We start from the raw sequence: 16,122 nt of genomic DNA, 5'->3' as shown, positions 1-16,122 counted from the left end.
ATTAAATTTTAATAACCAACTAGCAGTCTATTATAAAGCAAAGTGCGGTTATTTTCGCTCTTGTTTTATAACTTTTATTAATCAAAAATAAAAAGAAAACATATCATCTGATATAATAGTGTCCTGTTAAAAGCTATTAATAATAAAAATGAATAATTCCTCCAATGAACTCACTCTTAGTGCATTAACAAACACTTATATTAATCTTATAAATAAAGAAGATTATGAAGAAGCTAAAAAATATGCGGAGATGCTTTGTTTACTTTCTTCCGAAGATGTTGAGAATATACATAAACTTGCCTATATCTATTTAAAACAAGAAAAATGGCAGGAAGCTATTGATACTGGCTTACAAGCTATTTCATTGGATAACCAGTATGTGGCGACACTTGATTTATTAGCTCACGCTTACGGAGCGATAAGTGATTGGGAAAAATCCGGTCATTACGGACACCAAGCTTTAACAATACGTAATGCAAAAGTCTCTCCTCCTTCTGCGCCAATGCCAGTGCTATCCTCTCCTAAAAACGGTAAAAGATTGATTGTATTTTCATTGTTTGGAAAACGTTCAAAATATATCGAAACAGCAATATTAAATGTTCAGATTGCACCGACACTCTTCCCAAATTGGATTTGTCGTTTTTATATTGATGAAACCGTTCCAGAAAACGCAGTGCAACGTTTAAAAGAGAATGGTGCTGAAATGATTAAAATTGCACCTCATTTAAAAGCATGGCCGGGCACAATGTGGCGCTTCCTTGCAATCAATGATCCTGAGGCAGAATATGTTATTTTTCGTGATGCGGATTCCGTCATTTCTCCTAGAGAATCCGTTGCCGTTGCAGAATGGATCAAAAGTGGACGATCATTTCATACTATGCGGGACTCAGGATCACACACTGCCCTCATTTTAGCTGGAATGTGGGGTGCCAAAGCAAATTCAATTTCCAATATGGAAGAAAGAATCCAAAATTATATTAATAAGGGCTACGATAGTGCTCACTTTGCTGATCAAGATTTTTTAGCCGATGAATTATGGGGCTATATTCGTCAAGATCTTTGGGCCCATGATCGACTTTTTAATTTCTACGATCCTAAGCCTTTTCCTGAACTCCCTTTTAATAGTGAATATCAAATTGCTTTTTCTGAAGGTGGTGCCGGTTTTATTGCTAAAACAAACAACGAAGAAGGCTCACAAGTCAAATGGACACTATATTCGTCTATTTCACCGGTACTAAATACAGACTATTCTCCTATTATCGTTCCTGAATTTAAAGTTTGTAGTTATAAAGCTACCGTAAAAAATGGGGAAATTGCAGATAATATCCCGCGACGATATGCTTATGCCTTCAAAAAAGGGTTAGCTAGAATTGAGATTGAAAGCATATAAATAATTTCTCCGTTTTTAACCTCACTTAGATATGTCCCTACTTAATAATAAGTGCGGTCAAATTTTCCCTTATTTTTTTATCATTTATTGATTTTCTTCCAGTAAAAATCCACCTTCATAGAAGGCAGATTTGATTAACACCCCATAATTTATGTTTCCTTAAATAGGGAAACTTATTGAACAACCTTATGTCTGTCCTACCTTTTAAATCTCCCATTACTGCTGAAATTAATAATTTCAGTGGGATTTTGACTAACAAATGAACGTGAGCCATTTGGACATTTAATTCTATTACTTCATTTTCAACTGTTCACGTAACATCCTTAATGAATATAAACTTCCGACCTGCTTTATCTTTTAATATCCTAAAATGACATTTCGGGGCCCATATTAAATGATATTGACAATGCCAAATCACACGCGATTTATTCAGACAAAACCTTTTAAGCCGTTAATCACCTTCACAGAAGATGTTTTTTAGTTTAGAAATAAAAAAGCTCAATCTTTATCTACAAGATTGAGCTTTATATAACATCTGATTAGCTATAAATACTAATTACCATTCATAGCCAAGACCAACTGTACTTACAACATCACCACGAGTATTAGTACTACCACTTAATTTCAGCAATACTTTTCCGTTATCGCTGGCTCTAGTATAACCTAAGGCTACCGCATTTTCACCACGATAATTACTCGCTGCAACAGCAACCATTGATTTTCCATTTCCTCGAACCTGCGGTAAACCGGCAATCGCAGCGGCCCCAGCAATACCTGCTCTCAGATCTTTATCAACTTTGTTAATCTTGTTATTTAGGCGATTAACATTATTGCTAATATTTCGATTAACTGCGTATAACTGGGAGCCATTCACCGCCTCAGTTGAAGTGGCGGAAACTTCACCAGGTGCGACATTGGTAATTTTCTTATTGCCTGCATTAATACCATCAACAGTCATACTTGGACCATTTTTCACAGAAATACCACGATTGTTTATAACGGTATTACCTGCTCTTACAGATCCATCGTTACCAAGATCAATGTCTTTTGCAAGTTGAACTTCTAAAGTGCCTTGACCATCAGCTTTCACATTGATGTTGCCTAAAGCTGACTTGAATGATTTAGACACTGCCTTATCTACACCTTCACCTTTCACTGTTACCACAGAGTTTAGTTTATGGTTGTTTACAGTATCATTATCATTACCGGTAAATTTCAAACCATCATCATGGGTAGCAATTTCGTGTTTAGTACCTTTATCATCTGTATAAACGATACGGGTCATACCATCTTTACCGTCCTTACCATCTGTACCATCAACACCGACCGAACCTTTTCCACCTTTAATAGTTAGACCGTTTTCACCGTCTTTACCATTTAAGCCAATCGAGCCGTCTTTACCGTTGATTACAACAGCAGAACCATCTTTACCGTTTACACTGATAGAGCCATCAACACCATCTTTGCCATCTTTACCTTTTTCACCTAAAGAAAAATTATCAGAGGTTGCATAAACAATCTTCACAGAACCATCTTCACCGATGATTTGTTTAACTTCCACGTTTTTACCTGCTTGGAAGTCAACTTTATCACCTGCAGATATTTTCTGAGCTGTACCAGCTTCAGTCGTAAATGAAGATTGCTCTTCGGCTTTACCAGTATTCACAATCCAGCCGGCACTGTTGATCGCATCAGCTACATTTTTCACTGTAGCAACTTTATTGCCTTCACGAGCATCTGCATCAACTTGAGTTTCATTGCCAACAGGTGTACCTTTAACACTTACTTGACCTGCAGGGATGACTACATTACCCGCTGAATCTTTCACGTATTGATTACCCGCTTTTGTGATATTTCCGGTATTAACTTTCACTCCATCTTTATCAACAGTAATGGTGTTATCACCAGCTTTCACATCATAAGACACATTAACTGTATCCTTACCTGTAACTGGATCAGTTGTAACTGTAATATTCGCTGTTGTACCTGTACCATTAGTGTAATTCACTTGGTCACCTGGATTTACAACAACATTTGCGGTATTACCATCTCTGTCTCTAGCGGTCGTTGCCCAGCCGGTATTGTTAATAGTATCTGCTACATCACCTACTGTTGCTACTTCATTAGCTGCATCTGGTGAGATATCAGCTTTACCATCTTTACCAACAACTGCTTTACCAGTAGTTTTATCTGCAGAGACATTACCCGTATTAACAGCTAAATCAACTGTCGAAATATTCCCATCTGTAGTTGGTTTAATGGTTACAGTACCATTTTTGCTAGTTAAGTCCACAGCCTTACCATGTGTTACTGCACCAACTGCCTGGCCATTTGCTTTTAAGTTCCAGCCTATATTTAAGACATCACCAACTGTTGCTGCTTGTTTTTTCTCATCAAAAGACAAGTCAGCAGGTGCTGTTTGTGTTGCATTGGTTACATTGCTTGTTGAAGCAGTAACTGGATCTTTAAGGTGATCATTTAAACCTGAAACCGTACCGTTATTGATAACTGTATTACCAATAGTCACGCTACCATTTGATGTGAGGTCTAAATCTTTGTTCATTTGAACTTCCAATTTATCCGTACCATCGGCTTTAACATTGATATTGCCTTTTGCAGATTTAAATTTCTCTGAAGCTGCTTTATCTACACCTTCACCTAGAACTTTCACAACGGTATTTAACTTGTGGCGGTTTAGCTCCTCGTTATTACCAGTGAAGATAAGCCCGTCATTTAACGTTGCCACTTGTTCTGAATCACCTTTTGATGAACCATCCGGATTGGTCGGTTGGTAAACAATACGTGTTGTACTGTTTGCACCCGGTAAACCATCTTTACCATCTTCACCATTAACCCCTTGAGCACCGTCAGCCGATTTGAAGGTTAGACCGTCTTTACCATCTTTACCATTCAAGCCGATTGAACCGTCTTTACCATTGATAGCCACAGCTGAACCGTCTTTACCGTTCACTCCGATAGAACCATCAACACCATCTTTGCCTGATTGACCATCTTTACCTGGTTCACCTTTTTGACCAAGTTCAACTTGATCAGATAAACCATAAGCCACTTTGTTACCATCTTGAGCAATTTCTAAGTTTTTCGCCGCAACAAAAGTCACGTTATCACCGGTATTTACTTTGCTTCCTTTATCATTTGGTTGACCGGAAATATTATCTTGAGATTTCTCAGTCTTAACAAAGTGATGACCATCTTTTACGGTTGCAGTAGTTGTGTTACCACTTCCATCGGTAATGGTAATAGTTTGTGTACCATTAGCTGTATCTGTTGTAACAGTAGCTTTAGCATCTTTACCATCTTTCACAATAGAGGTGGTGGTATTACCGTTACCGTCTTTGATTGTAATCGTATGAGTACCGTCACCATTGTCTTTTACGTCAGCTTCCGCGTTTTTACCATCCGCACCGGTATCACCTTTCGCACCCGTTGCTCCGTCTTTCACGATAGCAGTGGTGGTATTACCGTTACCATCTTTAATCGTAATCGTGTGTGTACCGTCACCGTTGTCTTTTACGTCAGCTTCAGCGTTTTTACCGTCTGCACCGGTTGCTCCGTCTTTCACGATAGCGGTGGTAGTATTACCATTACCGTCTTTGATCGTAATCGTGTGTGTACCGTTCGCATTATCTGTGACTGAGGCTTCCGCATTCTTACCATCTGCACCGGTATCACCTTTCGCACCCGTTGCTCCATCTTTCACGATAGCGGTGGTGGTATTACCATTACCATCTTTGATCGTAATCGTATGAGTACCGTCACCATTGTCTTTTACATCGGCTTCCGCGTTTTTACCATCTGCACCGGTATCACCTTTCGCTCCTGTTGCGCCGGTATCACCTTTCGCTCCTGTTGCGCCGGTAGCACCTTTAGCACCCGTCGCGCCTGTATCACCTTTCGCTCCTGTTGCACCAGTATCACCTTTAGGTCCTTGAGGACCTGTTGCACCGGTGGCTCCTGTCGAACCGCCCGTTACGTTAGCATTGAGAGTATAGGTTACTATTGCACGCCCTTTACTATCTTTAGTAATTTCTTGTTTAATCGTTAATCCATTACCTGCTTTAAAATTAACTGCAGCTCCTGGATTAATAAGTGTATTGTTCCTTGCAGAACCGGCTGCAAGATTACCACCGACATTAGTCCACCAACCAGCGCTATTAATTGCATCCACAACATCCATTACAGTAGCCACGCCAGGTGTAGTCGGTTGTGAAATAATACCCGTAGTCGTTGTATTATTAATAACACCTTTTGTCACATTAATAGCAATAGATACATCTGTACCATTATTTTTAGGAACAACTACAACTTTAGTCAATTCACCATCTTTAAACTGTATATGGCGGTTATTATTAATACGCGCTACTGATTGATCTGCATTATTATGCACATTGAAGCCCATATAATTTAAAACATTATAAAGCTGTGAACCATTAATTGCGTCAGTAGAATCACTTGCAACACGTCCAGCCCCCACGTGTTGAATTTGACGTTCTAATCCTTTTCTACCAACTGAAAGGACTGTTGTTCCTGTTGCTTTTGTAATATTAGCTAAAGCATTTGTAGAAACATTATATTCTATCCCCTTGAGAGCACTAAACGTTCCACAATAATTTTGAGTGATCGTTGAACCATCTGCTTTTTTGAAGGTTACATTCGTGGACGATTGTTCATTATGGAAACCTTCCGTCACTGAAGAGCCTGCCCCCAACGCAACTGAAAGGGTTTGATTATCGTCAACTTTAGCACTTCTCCCTAATGCAACACTTCCCTCCGCATAACCATGAGTACCATGTCCTATTGAAACTGAACCTGCACCTTCAGATTTTATTTGAGTAATAATAGGCATACCTTCACCATTATCAAGCGTTCTCCTACCCACTTGACTATCACCTCCGGCCATCCAACCTATTGCAATAGAACCCGGTTTAGATGTTGTGGCTGCAGCTCCTTGTGCAATTGAGTATATCCCTGTTGCATTGGCAGAGGCTCCAATAGCTGTCGCATAACGTCCACTTGACCAAGCACCATTACCCACCGCTATACCAGGTGCAGAAGACCCATTTAAATTTTGGCTTAGAGACACTGCACCATTACCAAACGCGAGGCTATCAAACATCGAATAAGCACTTGAACCAATCGCAACCCCGGTTGGTAAAGTTGCCGCAAATGAGCCAATTGCTACTCCACCAGAACTTGTTCCCCCAACAACATTAGTGAAATTATGATATTTACCTTTCCCAGGATCTGATGAAATTTCAACCGATTTTGCTTGCACACCAATGGCAACACCACGTCTGTTAGTTGCTTGCGAGGCATTACCAATTGCAATAGTATCATTACCAGCAGCATTTGCCTTTGCACCAAGTGCTGTTGAATAACTACCTGTAGCTTTCGTCTGTGCACCAAGTGCGGTTGAATAGCCATTAGATGTCGTTGCTTCATTACCAATAGCAACAGCTTGTTCTCCAGGAGCTTTAGCTGCCCAACCTAATGCAATTGCACTATTACCTCCTGCTGACGCACCTTGTCCTCCCCAAACTCTACCAGCGTTATACTCAACATTGGCAGCTACGGCTGAACCTCCAATTACGGTTGCTCCAACTGTGATAAGCGATACAGCAAAAACTGAAATTTTCTTTTCTGTTTTTGACTTCGTTTTGCCTTTCGCTTTCGTTAATTCGGAGACTGCCACCCAAGATTGAGTCGCATGATTCCAAATTACTCTAAAAATCTTGTTCATTTAAGAACTCCCATCCTTGTTTATCAATTTTAACTATTCAAAAAAACAAATAATATTCTCCCCTAAAAACAACAAGTTGAGGATTTTCCGAAGTTTATATAAGCTCAGGATTTCTAACAAATAAATTTTCCTATCTTTGTACAACTTTACATTTACATAAAATTTACATTTAAACAACAATTAGAATGTCACATTAACACGCCTAAAATTTGGACAAACTAAAAAAACAAGAGGAAAACTGACCGCACTTTTTTAACAAGAAAAAATAAATAAAGAGGGGGGAGTGAATGGAGTAAATTAATTGAAATCTAATCATTAAAAAAGCCAATGGCATCATACCATTGGCTTTTATTTTCTACGATTATGAATTAAGCGATAACCGCTTTTTCAACAACACGAACTAATGTCCAAGATTTGGTTTTTGATAGAGGACGGCATTCGCGGATCTCTACAGTATCACCAACTTTGGCTTCGTTGTTCTCATCGTGTACATGTAATTTTGTTGTACGACGGATAAACTTACCGTATAACGGATGTTTTACCTTACGTTCAATTGCAACAACGAAAGATTTTTCCATTTTGTCGCTAACAACTTTACCTTGTACGCTACGAATTTTATCAGTCATTACTCACCCGCCTTTTCGGTTAATACAGTTTTTACACGTGCAATATCACGACGCACTTGTTTAGCCTGATGGGTTTGTTGAAGCTGACCGGTGGCTGTTTGCATACGCAATTTGAATTGTTCACCTAGAAGGTTTAATAATTCAGCATTCAGCTCTTCAACACTTTTTGTACGTAAATCTTGAGCTTTCATTACATCACCGTCTTAGTTACGAAAGTGGTCTTAACAGGCAATTTCGCTGCTGCTAATGCAAATGCGTTTCTTGCCACTTCTTCAGACACACCATCCATTTCATAAAGCACTTTACCCGGTTGGATTAAGGCTACCCAGTATTCAACGTTACCTTTACCTTTACCCATACGGACTTCTAATGGTTTTTCCGTAATTGGTTTATCCGGGAATACTCGAATCCAGATTTTACCTTGACGTTTTACCGCACGAGACATCGCACGACGTGCTGCTTCAATTTGACGAGCAGTTAAACGACAACGACCAACAGCTTTTAAACCGTAAGTACCGAAGCTCACTTCAGTACCGTTTGCGATACCACGGTTGCGGCCTTTATGAACTTTACGGAATTTTGTACGTTTTGGTTGCAACATTTAGCGTTTCTCCTTACTTACGACCTTTACCGCGTGGCGCTCTTCTAGGCTTATCGGTAGGTTGTTGTTCTGATTGCGCAACGGCAGCCATTCCACCAAGAATTTCACCTTTGAAGATCCACACTTTTACGCCGATTACGCCGTAAGTTGTATGTGCTTCTGCAGTGTTATAATCGATGTCTGCACGAAGAGTATGGAGAGGTACGCGACCTTCACGATACCATTCTGAACGTGCAATTTCTGCACCACCTAAACGACCACTAACCTCAACTTTGATACCTTTCGCACCTAAACGCATTGCGCTTTGTACCGCACGTTTCATTGCACGACGGAACATTACACGGCGTTCTAATTGAGAAGCGATGCTTTCTGCAACTAATTTTGCATCCAATTCAGGTTTTTTCACTTCAGCGATGTTAATTTGAGCTGGAACGCCAGCAATTTTAGATACTGCGTTACGTAATTTTTCAACATCTTCGCCTTTTTTACCGATGACGATACCAGGACGAGCTGTGTGAATAGTTACACGAATACTTTTAGCCGGACGCTCAATAGTAATACGTGAAACTGAAGCATTTGCTAATTCTTTATTTAAGAATTTGCGTACTTTGAAATCGCCTTCAAGATTGTCAGCGAAGTCTTGTGTATTCGCGAACCAAGTAGAGCTCCAAGGTTTAACAATACCTAGGCGAATACCATGTGGATGTACTTTTTGACCCATTGCTATTCTCCTACTGATTAACGATCCGACACAACCACAGTGATGTGGCTAGTACGTTTTAAAATACGATCTGCACGACCTTTAGCACGTGGCATAACACGTTTCATGCTAGGACCTTCATCTACGAAGATTTTAGCAACTTTAAGATCATCAATATCTGCACCATCATTGTGCTCTGCGTTTGCAATAGCTGATTCTAAAACTTTCTTCACTAAAGACGCAGCTTTTTTGTTGGTGAAAGTTAAGATTTCTAATGCTTGCGCAACTTTTTTACCACGAATTAAATCGGCAACTAAGCGAGCTTTCTGGGCAGAAGTGCGAGCGTAACGATGTTTTGCGATAGTTTCCATCTCTTTACCTCTTATTTCTTAGCTTTCTTATCTGCCGCGTGACCGCGGTATGTACGAGTCGGTGCAAATTCACCTAATTTATGACCGATCATTTCATCAGATACATAAACTGGAACGTGCTGACGACCATTATGGACTGCGATGGTCAATCCGATCATTGATGGAATGATCATTGAACGACGGGACCAAGTTTTGATTGGTTTTTTATCCCCGCTTTCCACCGCCTTCTCTACCTTCTTCAACAAGTGTAGGTCAAGGAAAGGACCCTTCTTGAGAGAACGTGGCATGGCTAATCCTCTTTAATTTAATCTATTATTTGCCACGACGACGTACGATATATTTATCGGTACGTTTGTTGTGACGAGTTTTCTTACCTTTGGTTTGAACACCCCAAGGTGTTACTGGGTGTTTACCAAAGTTACGGCCTTCACCACCACCATGTGGGTGGTCTACTGGGTTCATTGCAGTACCACGAACTGTAGGGCGAATACCTCTCCAGCGGTTAGCACCGGCTTTACCCAATACGCGAAGCATATGTTCTGAGTTACCGACTTCGCCAATTGTCGCAACACATTCAGCCAATACTTTACGCATTTCGCCTGAACGTAAACGTAAAGTTACATAGTTTCCTTCACGTGCGATGATTTGTACATATGCACCGGCAGAACGAGCAATTTGACCGCCTTTACCCGGTTTTAATTCAACATTATGTACTGTTGAACCAACTGGAATATTACGCATTGGTAATGCATTACCCACTTTGATTGGTGAGTTAATACCAGCTTGAATTTGATCGCCTACAGACAATCCTTTAGGTGCTAAAATATAACGGCGTTCACCATCTTTATAAAGCACTAAAGCAATGTTAGCAGAGCGGTTTGGATCATATTCTAAACGCTCAACAACCGCTGGGATATCTAACTTGTTACGTTTGAAATCGATTAAACGGTAGTGTTGTTTATGACCGCCACCAATGTGACGAGTTGTAATACGACCATAGTTGTTACGACCACCGGTTTTAGATTTAGTATCTAGTAATGGTGCGTAAGGTTTACCCTTGTGTAATTCAGGGTTCACGATTTTAACAACGTGACGACGACCAGCGGAGGTCGGCTTACATTTTACGATAGCCATTCTCTATTCTCCTCCGATTACTCTGCACTGTCCACGAAGTCCAAGTTTTGGCCTTCGGCTAAAGTTACATAAGCTTTTTTCCAGTCGCTGCGACGACCCATTTTAGTACCACGGCGTTTAGTTTTACCTTTAACAACCACGGTACGAACAGAATCTACTTTTACTTCAAATAATTGAGCAACTGCAGCAGCAATTTCAGCTTTGTTCGCATCTAAAGCAACTTTAAGTACAACAGTGTTAGATTTTTCAGCATTGTTGGTTGCTTTTTCAGAGATATGCGGTGCACGAAGCACGCTCAGCAAACGTTCTTGACTCATGCTAAGATCTCCTCAATTTGTTTCACTGCATCAACAGTAACAATCACTTTATCGAAAGCGATTAAACTTACCGGATCGATACCTTGTACATCACGTACGTCAACTTTATATAAGTTACGTGCTGCTAAGAATAGATTTTCATCTAAACTTGCTGTGATAATTAATGCATCTTCAACTGCTAAATCTTTTAATTTTTGTACTAAAACTTTAGTTTTTGGTGCTTCAATTTCAAATTTCTCAACAACCATTAAACGGTCTTGACGAACTAATTCAGAAAGAATGCTTTTAATTGCACCACGGTACATTTTCTTGTTCACTTTTTGGCTGTGATCTTGTGGTTTTGCCGCGAAGGTTGTACCACCAGAACGCCAAATTGGAGATTTAATATCACCAACACGAGCACGACCTGTACCTTTTTGACGCCAAGGTTTTTTACCTGAACCAGACACTTCAGCACGAGTTTTTTGCGCACGAGTACCTTGACGCGCACCTGCTGCATAAGCAACAACAACTTGGTGGATCAACGCTTCGTTAAACTCACGTCCGAAGGTAGTTTCAGAAACAGTGAGTGCATTTGCACCTACAACTTGTAATTCCATCTCTATCTCCTAGACTTATGCTTTAACTGCCGGCTTAACGATAACATCGCCATTGATAGCACCAGGTACAGAACCTTTTACTAATAGCAATTTACGCTCAGCATCTACACGAACAACTTCAAGTGATTGAACGGTTACACGCTCAGCACCTAAATGTCCTGCCATTTTTTTACCTTTAAACACACGACCCGGAGTTTGGTTTTGACCAATAGAACCAAGGACACGATGTGATAAGGAGTTACCATGGGTAGCATCTTGAGTACGGAAATTCCAACGTTTAACACCACCTTGGAAACCTTTACCTTTAGAAGTACCGGTAACATCTACTTTTTTAACATCAGCAAAGATGTCAACATTGATTTCTTGACCTAAAGTGAATTCTTCACCTTCAGTACGGAATTCCCATAAACCGCGACCAGCTTCAACACCTGCTTTCACGAAATGACCTGCTTCAGGCTTAGTTACACGATTCGCTTTTTTAGAACCTGTAGTAACTTGAATTGCAGTATAGCCATCGTTTTCAAGAGTTTTAACTTGAGTTACGCGGTTGGCTTCAATTTCGATAACGGTAACTGGTACTGACACACCGTCTTCATTGAAGATACGGGTCATACCAACTTTACGACCGACTAAACCAATCATTGTAATAACCTCTTAATTAACCTAGGCTGATCTGCACGTCAACGCCGGCAGCCAAATCTAAACGCATTAATGCATCAACAGTTTTTTCTGTTGGCTCTACGATATCTACTAAACGTTTGTGAGTACGAATTTCGTATTGGTCACGAGCATCTTTGTTCACGTGTGGAGAAATCAACACGGTGAAACGTTCTTTACGAGTTGGTAAAGGAATCGGACCACGAACTTGCGCACCGGTACGTTTAGCTGTTTCTACGATCTCCGCAGTAGATTGGTCGATCAAACGGTGATCGAACGCTTTTAAGCGGATACGGATTCTTTGGTTCTGCATTAGACCAGAGCTCCAATAAAATTTAGCTAATAAAAAACCAACACCAATCACAATTCTAACTTCAAAAATAGAAAAGGAGGTGCAAGTTACCTGTTATATAGTCTCCAAATCGGAAACATTGTTTAACGCAACATATCGTTGCGCACGTCTAATAAATGATTACATTAAACGACTCTCTCGAACTGAGAGCCCGCAAATACTACATAAAAGCAAAGCGGATTGCAAGGTATTTATTTAAAAATATACAAAAAGTGCTGTTATTTTCCATCATGTTTTGATTCTGAAACAATGTGGAAAATAACCGCACTTTTCAATATCAACACCTAAATCCAGTTATCAATGTCTTTTGGTGGTGATCCAAGCACCACAGTCCATTAAGGCATTCATACACCATCGTAAAAAAGCCTAATGAGAGACTGTATTTATATACGGTATTAAATAACAATCTAACAACCTGTAGAAAACTATGCTTTATTCATTACCATTCAAAATTTATGCCAGCATTATAGCTAACACTGCTACTACTCGGTGCCATTGCAATCCCTGCTTTAGCTGCAACATTCTGGTTAAAGCGATAACCACTACCAATAGCAAAAGCCGTTTCTGAATTATAACCACCAACAGCAGCACTCAAGTTAAATTTGCCCACATTATACGGTTGGAATAAACCGATTAATGCCGATTGTGCAGCAAAAGAACGTTTTACACTTTTTTCAAGTCGATCAACACGCCCTTCCAAATTACTGATACGAGCAATATTTTTAGCAATACTAGATCTATATTGTGCCATACCTGCTTTGTTTGTCGCTATGTCAGATTTATTCTGTGCAACACCCGCTTTATTTGTCGCTATGTCAGACTTATTCTGTGCAATACCCGCTTTATTTGTCGCTATGTCAGATTTATTCTGTGCAATACTTGCTTTGTTTGTGGCTATGTCAGATTTATTCTGTGCGATATCTGCTTTATTTGTTTTAATATCAAACTCATTCCCACTAACTCTTAATTCATGACCTTGAGTTATTTTATTTAACGCCTCAAACTGCACTTCATGAGAATTGACTGTAGATTGAACTGAGCCTAATGTATCATTAATACCGTTTGTTCTAGCAAACAATCCTCCGATCGCATCAAAGTGATGTCTAATATTTTCATTGATTTGGTCCAATGTATTATCGATATCCTCCGTTTTAGCAGTCAATAGATCGACCATACCAACGTTTCGTCCAACATCGTAATTGACTAGGTCCAATGTTTTATTGATATTCTCCATTTTAGCACTCAACACACTGATATCCTTAGTATTTTTCTCAACTTTATTGTTAATCTCTTGTACTCGTTGATCTGTGACTTGTGCAACCGAATAACTTGCAGTAAGACCTGCAAGTAAGGCTAATGACAATGTTTTATTTGTAGTTAAATTTTTCATAATTTTTCTTCCAAAAATAAGTTTTTCAATTTTTATTTATTCACATATCTATGCATGTGAGGTGCATACTTATAATAAAAAAGGAAATAATTCTCAACAAAGACAAATATAAAAATTATATGACAGAGAGAAAAACAAATAAAATCAATTAGTTAACACTGATCGGAGGAGTTTAAAGAACAGTGAAAAATATCTCAACTATCTACCCTGCCCAACATTTATCTTAAAAACCAATGAAAAATTAGTTGTTTCAACTAATTTTTACACATTATACAGCTACATCCTGCTATTAGTGGGTTTTGATTATTTTAACAATAGTTATTATTGCTCTTTTTTTAAAGAAGAATGGATTTAAATGGTATTGCAGGAGAGGAAAATCGTCATATTAGGATAAATAATATTCATCAAAAAAGTGCAGCTTGCTTATGAACTAAAACATAACTAAGAGATGATAATGTATATTGTCCACTAGAGCTCTCTGTCGAAAAAATCGCATCTCATTAGCAACTGTATTTTTTACTTTCTAATGGAAAGACTGTTACTAATATAAAAAGTGCAGTTGTTTTCCATATTGTTTCAAAATCAAAACACGATGGAAAACAACTGCACTTTTCAATATCAACAATTAAACTCGATTATCAATCAAGGCAATATGTCTTTTGGCAGCGATCCAAGCACCAACATAGCCCATAGTTAAACAGCTGACTAAGAGAAAAATCAATTCTCCGACGGCTAAGCCGTTTAGGGCAAATTGTACGGCGAAAATATCGGTGACATACTTCATGGCAGAGGTGAAATAGCCAATGACAAAACTACTAAAAATGGCGGCAACAAAACCACCCAGCAGAGCATAAATCATACCGGTGTAAAGATAAGGACGGAGGATAAAGTGATCCGTTGCACCGAGTAATTTCATCACATCAATGTTTGCCCGGCTACTATACACATCGGAACGAATACTATTGCCAATCACCAAAAATACAGCGATTACCATTAATACGGTGCAAAAAATCGCTACGTGTGCCACCAGCCATGAAAGTGCGGTCAATTTTTCCATCCAATCATTATCTAAACGAACCTCTTGTACCCCTTTGATTTTATCGAGATTTGTGCGTAATGTTTCACGTTTTTCGGAGGTTTCAAAAGCTTTCGACGGTTTCACCATCACCACTGCCGGTAACGGATTGTCATCAAGAATTTCCAGCTCTTCACCAAAGCCCGACCAACTTTTAAATTCCTTCAGGCTTTCTTGACGAGAAACATAATTCAGGGAATCAACCCCTTCTTGTTGGCGAATTTTTTCCACCACTAAATTGGCATCTTCTTCAGTTAAATTTTTGTGTAAATAAATGGTGAGTTCGCTTTCCGGATAAAATTGTGTGGTAGCTAAATGTAAATTTTTCCACATTAAATAACTGATCGTCGGAATAGTGAGCGAAACGGCAATCACCAAAATCGTAAGCAACGTACCGAATTTGCGTTGCCACAAATCCGCCCACACCGCACGTAAGGTGTAAGCCGTTTTCACAAAAAAAGAGGCATCAGTTGATCGGCCCATGGTTTTTCCTTAATAACGTAAATAGCCTTGTTCAAGCACTAAACAAGGTTTTGGCTTTTGTTGAATTAAATTAATGTCGTGGGTGGCAATTAATACGGTCATTCCCAAACGATTAAATTCTTCAAAGAGATTAAAAATCCCCAAAGATAGCTCATCATCGAGATTTCCCGTTGGTTCATCCGCCAATAAAAGTTGCGGTTTATGCACAATAGCACGGGCAATATCAACCCGTTGTTGTTCCCCTCCGGAAATTTGTGTCGGCAAATAATGAGCCTTATTACGCAGCCCTACGCGATCAAGAGACGCCATAGCACGTGAATGCGCATCTTTCGGGTGCATTCCGGCAATAATAAGCGGGAATGCCACATTTTCTGCGACGGTGCGATCAGTCAGCAAGCGGTAATCTTGGTGAACCATTCCAATTTGACGACGCAAAAAAGGAATCTCATATTTTGAGAGGCGGGTAATATCATGACCATTAAACCAAATTTGTCCTGCATTGGCTTTTTCCATACCCATAATCAATTTGAGCAAGGTACTTTTCCCTGCTCCGGAATGCCCCACAAGATAAGTCATACTCCCCACCGGTAAATGAAAATTCAGCCCCTGCAATGCCGGTTGGGTCGCGCCATGATAGGCTTTGGATACATTAGAGAATTTAATCAC

General features: G+C 39.5%; 17 protein-coding genes. 1 reads left to right on the top strand and 16 read right to left on the bottom strand.

From position 1 onward, the window contains the following. The first annotated feature begins 148 nt into the window (after window positions 1-148). Window positions 149-1,390, top strand: a complete 1,242-nt coding sequence (locus A3GE_RS0105350) for a tetratricopeptide repeat protein (protein WP_018356235.1) — start codon at window positions 149-151, stop codon at window positions 1,388-1,390. A 115-nt stretch (window positions 1,391-1,505) separates the two neighbouring features. Here the strand turns inward: A3GE_RS0105350 and A3GE_RS12540 are convergent, their stop codons facing one another. The 16 genes from A3GE_RS12540 to ftsE all read right to left on the bottom strand — a co-directional run bounded on the left by A3GE_RS12540 (window position 1,506) and on the right by ftsE (window position 16,122). Next, the gene (locus A3GE_RS12540; protein ID WP_338139240.1) at window positions 1,506-1,682 is read right to left on the bottom strand and encodes a transposase; all 177 of its coding nucleotides are present in this window, start codon (window positions 1,680-1,682) and stop codon (window positions 1,506-1,508) included. A gap of 264 nt (window positions 1,683-1,946) precedes the next feature. Next, entirely contained in the window at window positions 1,947-7,151 is a 5,205-nt protein-coding gene (locus A3GE_RS12025) for a collagen-flanked surface repeat-containing protein (protein WP_018356234.1), read from the bottom strand. A 368-nt stretch (window positions 7,152-7,519) separates the two neighbouring features. Next, window positions 7,520-7,777: a 30S ribosomal protein S17 gene (gene rpsQ, locus A3GE_RS0105340; protein ID WP_005625886.1), complete on the bottom strand. Its 258-nt coding sequence runs from the start codon at window positions 7,775-7,777 to the stop codon at window positions 7,520-7,522. Then, window positions 7,777-7,968, bottom strand: coding sequence for a 50S ribosomal protein L29 (rpmC, locus tag A3GE_RS0105335; RefSeq protein WP_018356233.1), 192 nt, complete (start codon window positions 7,966-7,968; stop codon window positions 7,777-7,779). Before rpmC ends, rpsQ begins: the two co-directional genes overlap by 1 nt. Next, window positions 7,968-8,378: a 50S ribosomal protein L16 gene (gene rplP, locus A3GE_RS0105330; RefSeq protein ID WP_018356232.1), complete on the bottom strand. Its 411-nt coding sequence runs from the start codon at window positions 8,376-8,378 to the stop codon at window positions 7,968-7,970. The genes rpmC and rplP overlap by 1 nt, the downstream gene beginning before the upstream one ends. 13 nt (window positions 8,379-8,391) lie before the next feature. Next, entirely contained in the window at window positions 8,392-9,099 is a 708-nt protein-coding gene (rpsC, locus tag A3GE_RS0105325) for a 30S ribosomal protein S3 (RefSeq protein ID WP_018356231.1), read from the bottom strand. A gap of 17 nt (window positions 9,100-9,116) precedes the next feature. Then, the gene (rplV, locus tag A3GE_RS0105320; RefSeq protein WP_018356230.1) at window positions 9,117-9,449 is read right to left on the bottom strand and encodes a 50S ribosomal protein L22; all 333 of its coding nucleotides are present in this window, start codon (window positions 9,447-9,449) and stop codon (window positions 9,117-9,119) included. 11 nt (window positions 9,450-9,460) lie between these two features. Next, complete coding sequence (gene rpsS, locus A3GE_RS0105315) at window positions 9,461-9,736, bottom strand: 30S ribosomal protein S19 (protein WP_005539416.1); 276 nt, start codon at window positions 9,734-9,736, stop codon at window positions 9,461-9,463. Between the two features lie 25 nt (window positions 9,737-9,761). Beyond that, window positions 9,762-10,583 carry a 50S ribosomal protein L2 gene (gene rplB / locus A3GE_RS0105310; RefSeq protein WP_018356229.1) on the bottom strand — a complete coding sequence of 274 codons (822 nt, stop codon included), beginning with the start codon at window positions 10,581-10,583 and terminating at the stop codon, window positions 9,762-9,764. Window positions 10,584-10,600: 17 nt separating this feature from the next. Next, on the bottom strand, window positions 10,601-10,900 hold the full coding sequence (rplW, locus tag A3GE_RS0105305) for a 50S ribosomal protein L23 (protein ID WP_018356228.1): 300 nt from the start codon (window positions 10,898-10,900) through the stop codon (window positions 10,601-10,603). After that, entirely contained in the window at window positions 10,897-11,499 is a 603-nt protein-coding gene (gene rplD / locus A3GE_RS0105300; protein WP_018356227.1) for a 50S ribosomal protein L4, read from the bottom strand. Before rplD ends, rplW begins: the two co-directional genes overlap by 4 nt. 15 nt (window positions 11,500-11,514) lie before the next feature. Beyond that, a complete protein-coding gene (rplC, locus tag A3GE_RS0105295) occupies window positions 11,515-12,141 on the bottom strand; it encodes a 50S ribosomal protein L3 (protein ID WP_018356226.1) in 627 nt (208 codons plus the stop codon). A 16-nt stretch (window positions 12,142-12,157) separates the two neighbouring features. Beyond that, window positions 12,158-12,469 (bottom strand): 30S ribosomal protein S10, encoded by a 312-nt coding sequence (rpsJ, locus tag A3GE_RS0105290; RefSeq protein WP_001181005.1) that lies wholly within the window; start codon window positions 12,467-12,469, stop codon window positions 12,158-12,160. A 478-nt stretch (window positions 12,470-12,947) separates the two neighbouring features. Beyond that, a complete protein-coding gene (locus A3GE_RS11125) occupies window positions 12,948-13,898 on the bottom strand; it encodes a YadA C-terminal domain-containing protein (RefSeq protein ID WP_018356225.1) in 951 nt (316 codons plus the stop codon). A 625-nt stretch (window positions 13,899-14,523) separates the two neighbouring features. Further along, window positions 14,524-15,456 carry a permease-like cell division protein FtsX gene (ftsX, locus tag A3GE_RS0105280; RefSeq protein WP_018356224.1) on the bottom strand — a complete coding sequence of 311 codons (933 nt, stop codon included), beginning with the start codon at window positions 15,454-15,456 and terminating at the stop codon, window positions 14,524-14,526. A gap of 9 nt (window positions 15,457-15,465) precedes the next feature. Beyond that, the gene (ftsE, locus tag A3GE_RS0105275; protein ID WP_018356223.1) at window positions 15,466-16,122 is read right to left on the bottom strand and encodes a cell division ATP-binding protein FtsE; all 657 of its coding nucleotides are present in this window, start codon (window positions 16,120-16,122) and stop codon (window positions 15,466-15,468) included.

The sequence above is a fragment of the Rodentibacter pneumotropicus DSM 21403 genome (assembly GCF_000379905.1).
In the GTDB taxonomy this organism is placed as follows: domain Bacteria; phylum Pseudomonadota; class Gammaproteobacteria; order Enterobacterales; family Pasteurellaceae; genus Rodentibacter; species Rodentibacter pneumotropicus.
The sequence above is the reverse complement of the archived record's forward strand: the minus strand, read 5'-3'. Positions and strand labels throughout refer to the sequence as shown.

Excerpts from the sequence above, each read along its gene's own strand:
- rpsQ (WP_005625886.1), bottom strand. The coding sequence starts at position 7,777 with ATGACTGATAAAATTCGTAGCGTACAAGGTAAAGTTGTTAGCGACAAA.
- A3GE_RS11125 (WP_018356225.1), bottom strand. The coding sequence starts at position 13,898 with ATGAAAAATTTAACTACAAATAAAACATTGTCATTAGCCTTACTTGCA.
- rpsC (WP_018356231.1), bottom strand. The coding sequence starts at position 9,099 with ATGGGTCAAAAAGTACATCCACATGGTATTCGCCTAGGTATTGTTAAA.
- rplB (WP_018356229.1), bottom strand. The coding sequence starts at position 10,583 with ATGGCTATCGTAAAATGTAAGCCGACCTCCGCTGGTCGTCGTCACGTT.
- rpmC (WP_018356233.1), bottom strand. The coding sequence starts at position 7,968 with ATGAAAGCTCAAGATTTACGTACAAAAAGTGTTGAAGAGCTGAATGCT.
- rplV (WP_018356230.1), bottom strand. The coding sequence starts at position 9,449 with ATGGAAACTATCGCAAAACATCGTTACGCTCGCACTTCTGCCCAGAAA.
- A3GE_RS0105350 (WP_018356235.1), top strand. The coding sequence starts at position 149 with ATGAATAATTCCTCCAATGAACTCACTCTTAGTGCATTAACAAACACT.
- rpsS (WP_005539416.1), bottom strand. The coding sequence starts at position 9,736 with ATGCCACGTTCTCTCAAGAAGGGTCCTTTCCTTGACCTACACTTGTTG.
- ftsX (WP_018356224.1), bottom strand. The coding sequence starts at position 15,456 with ATGGGCCGATCAACTGATGCCTCTTTTTTTGTGAAAACGGCTTACACC.
- rplW (WP_018356228.1), bottom strand. The coding sequence starts at position 10,900 with ATGAGTCAAGAACGTTTGCTGAGCGTGCTTCGTGCACCGCATATCTCT.
- rplP (WP_018356232.1), bottom strand. The coding sequence starts at position 8,378 with ATGTTGCAACCAAAACGTACAAAATTCCGTAAAGTTCATAAAGGCCGC.
- rpsJ (WP_001181005.1), bottom strand. The coding sequence starts at position 12,469 with ATGCAGAACCAAAGAATCCGTATCCGCTTAAAAGCGTTCGATCACCGT.
- rplC (WP_018356226.1), bottom strand. The coding sequence starts at position 12,141 with ATGATTGGTTTAGTCGGTCGTAAAGTTGGTATGACCCGTATCTTCAAT.
- A3GE_RS12025 (WP_018356234.1), bottom strand. The coding sequence starts at position 7,151 with ATGAACAAGATTTTTAGAGTAATTTGGAATCATGCGACTCAATCTTGG.
- rplD (WP_018356227.1), bottom strand. The coding sequence starts at position 11,499 with ATGGAATTACAAGTTGTAGGTGCAAATGCACTCACTGTTTCTGAAACT.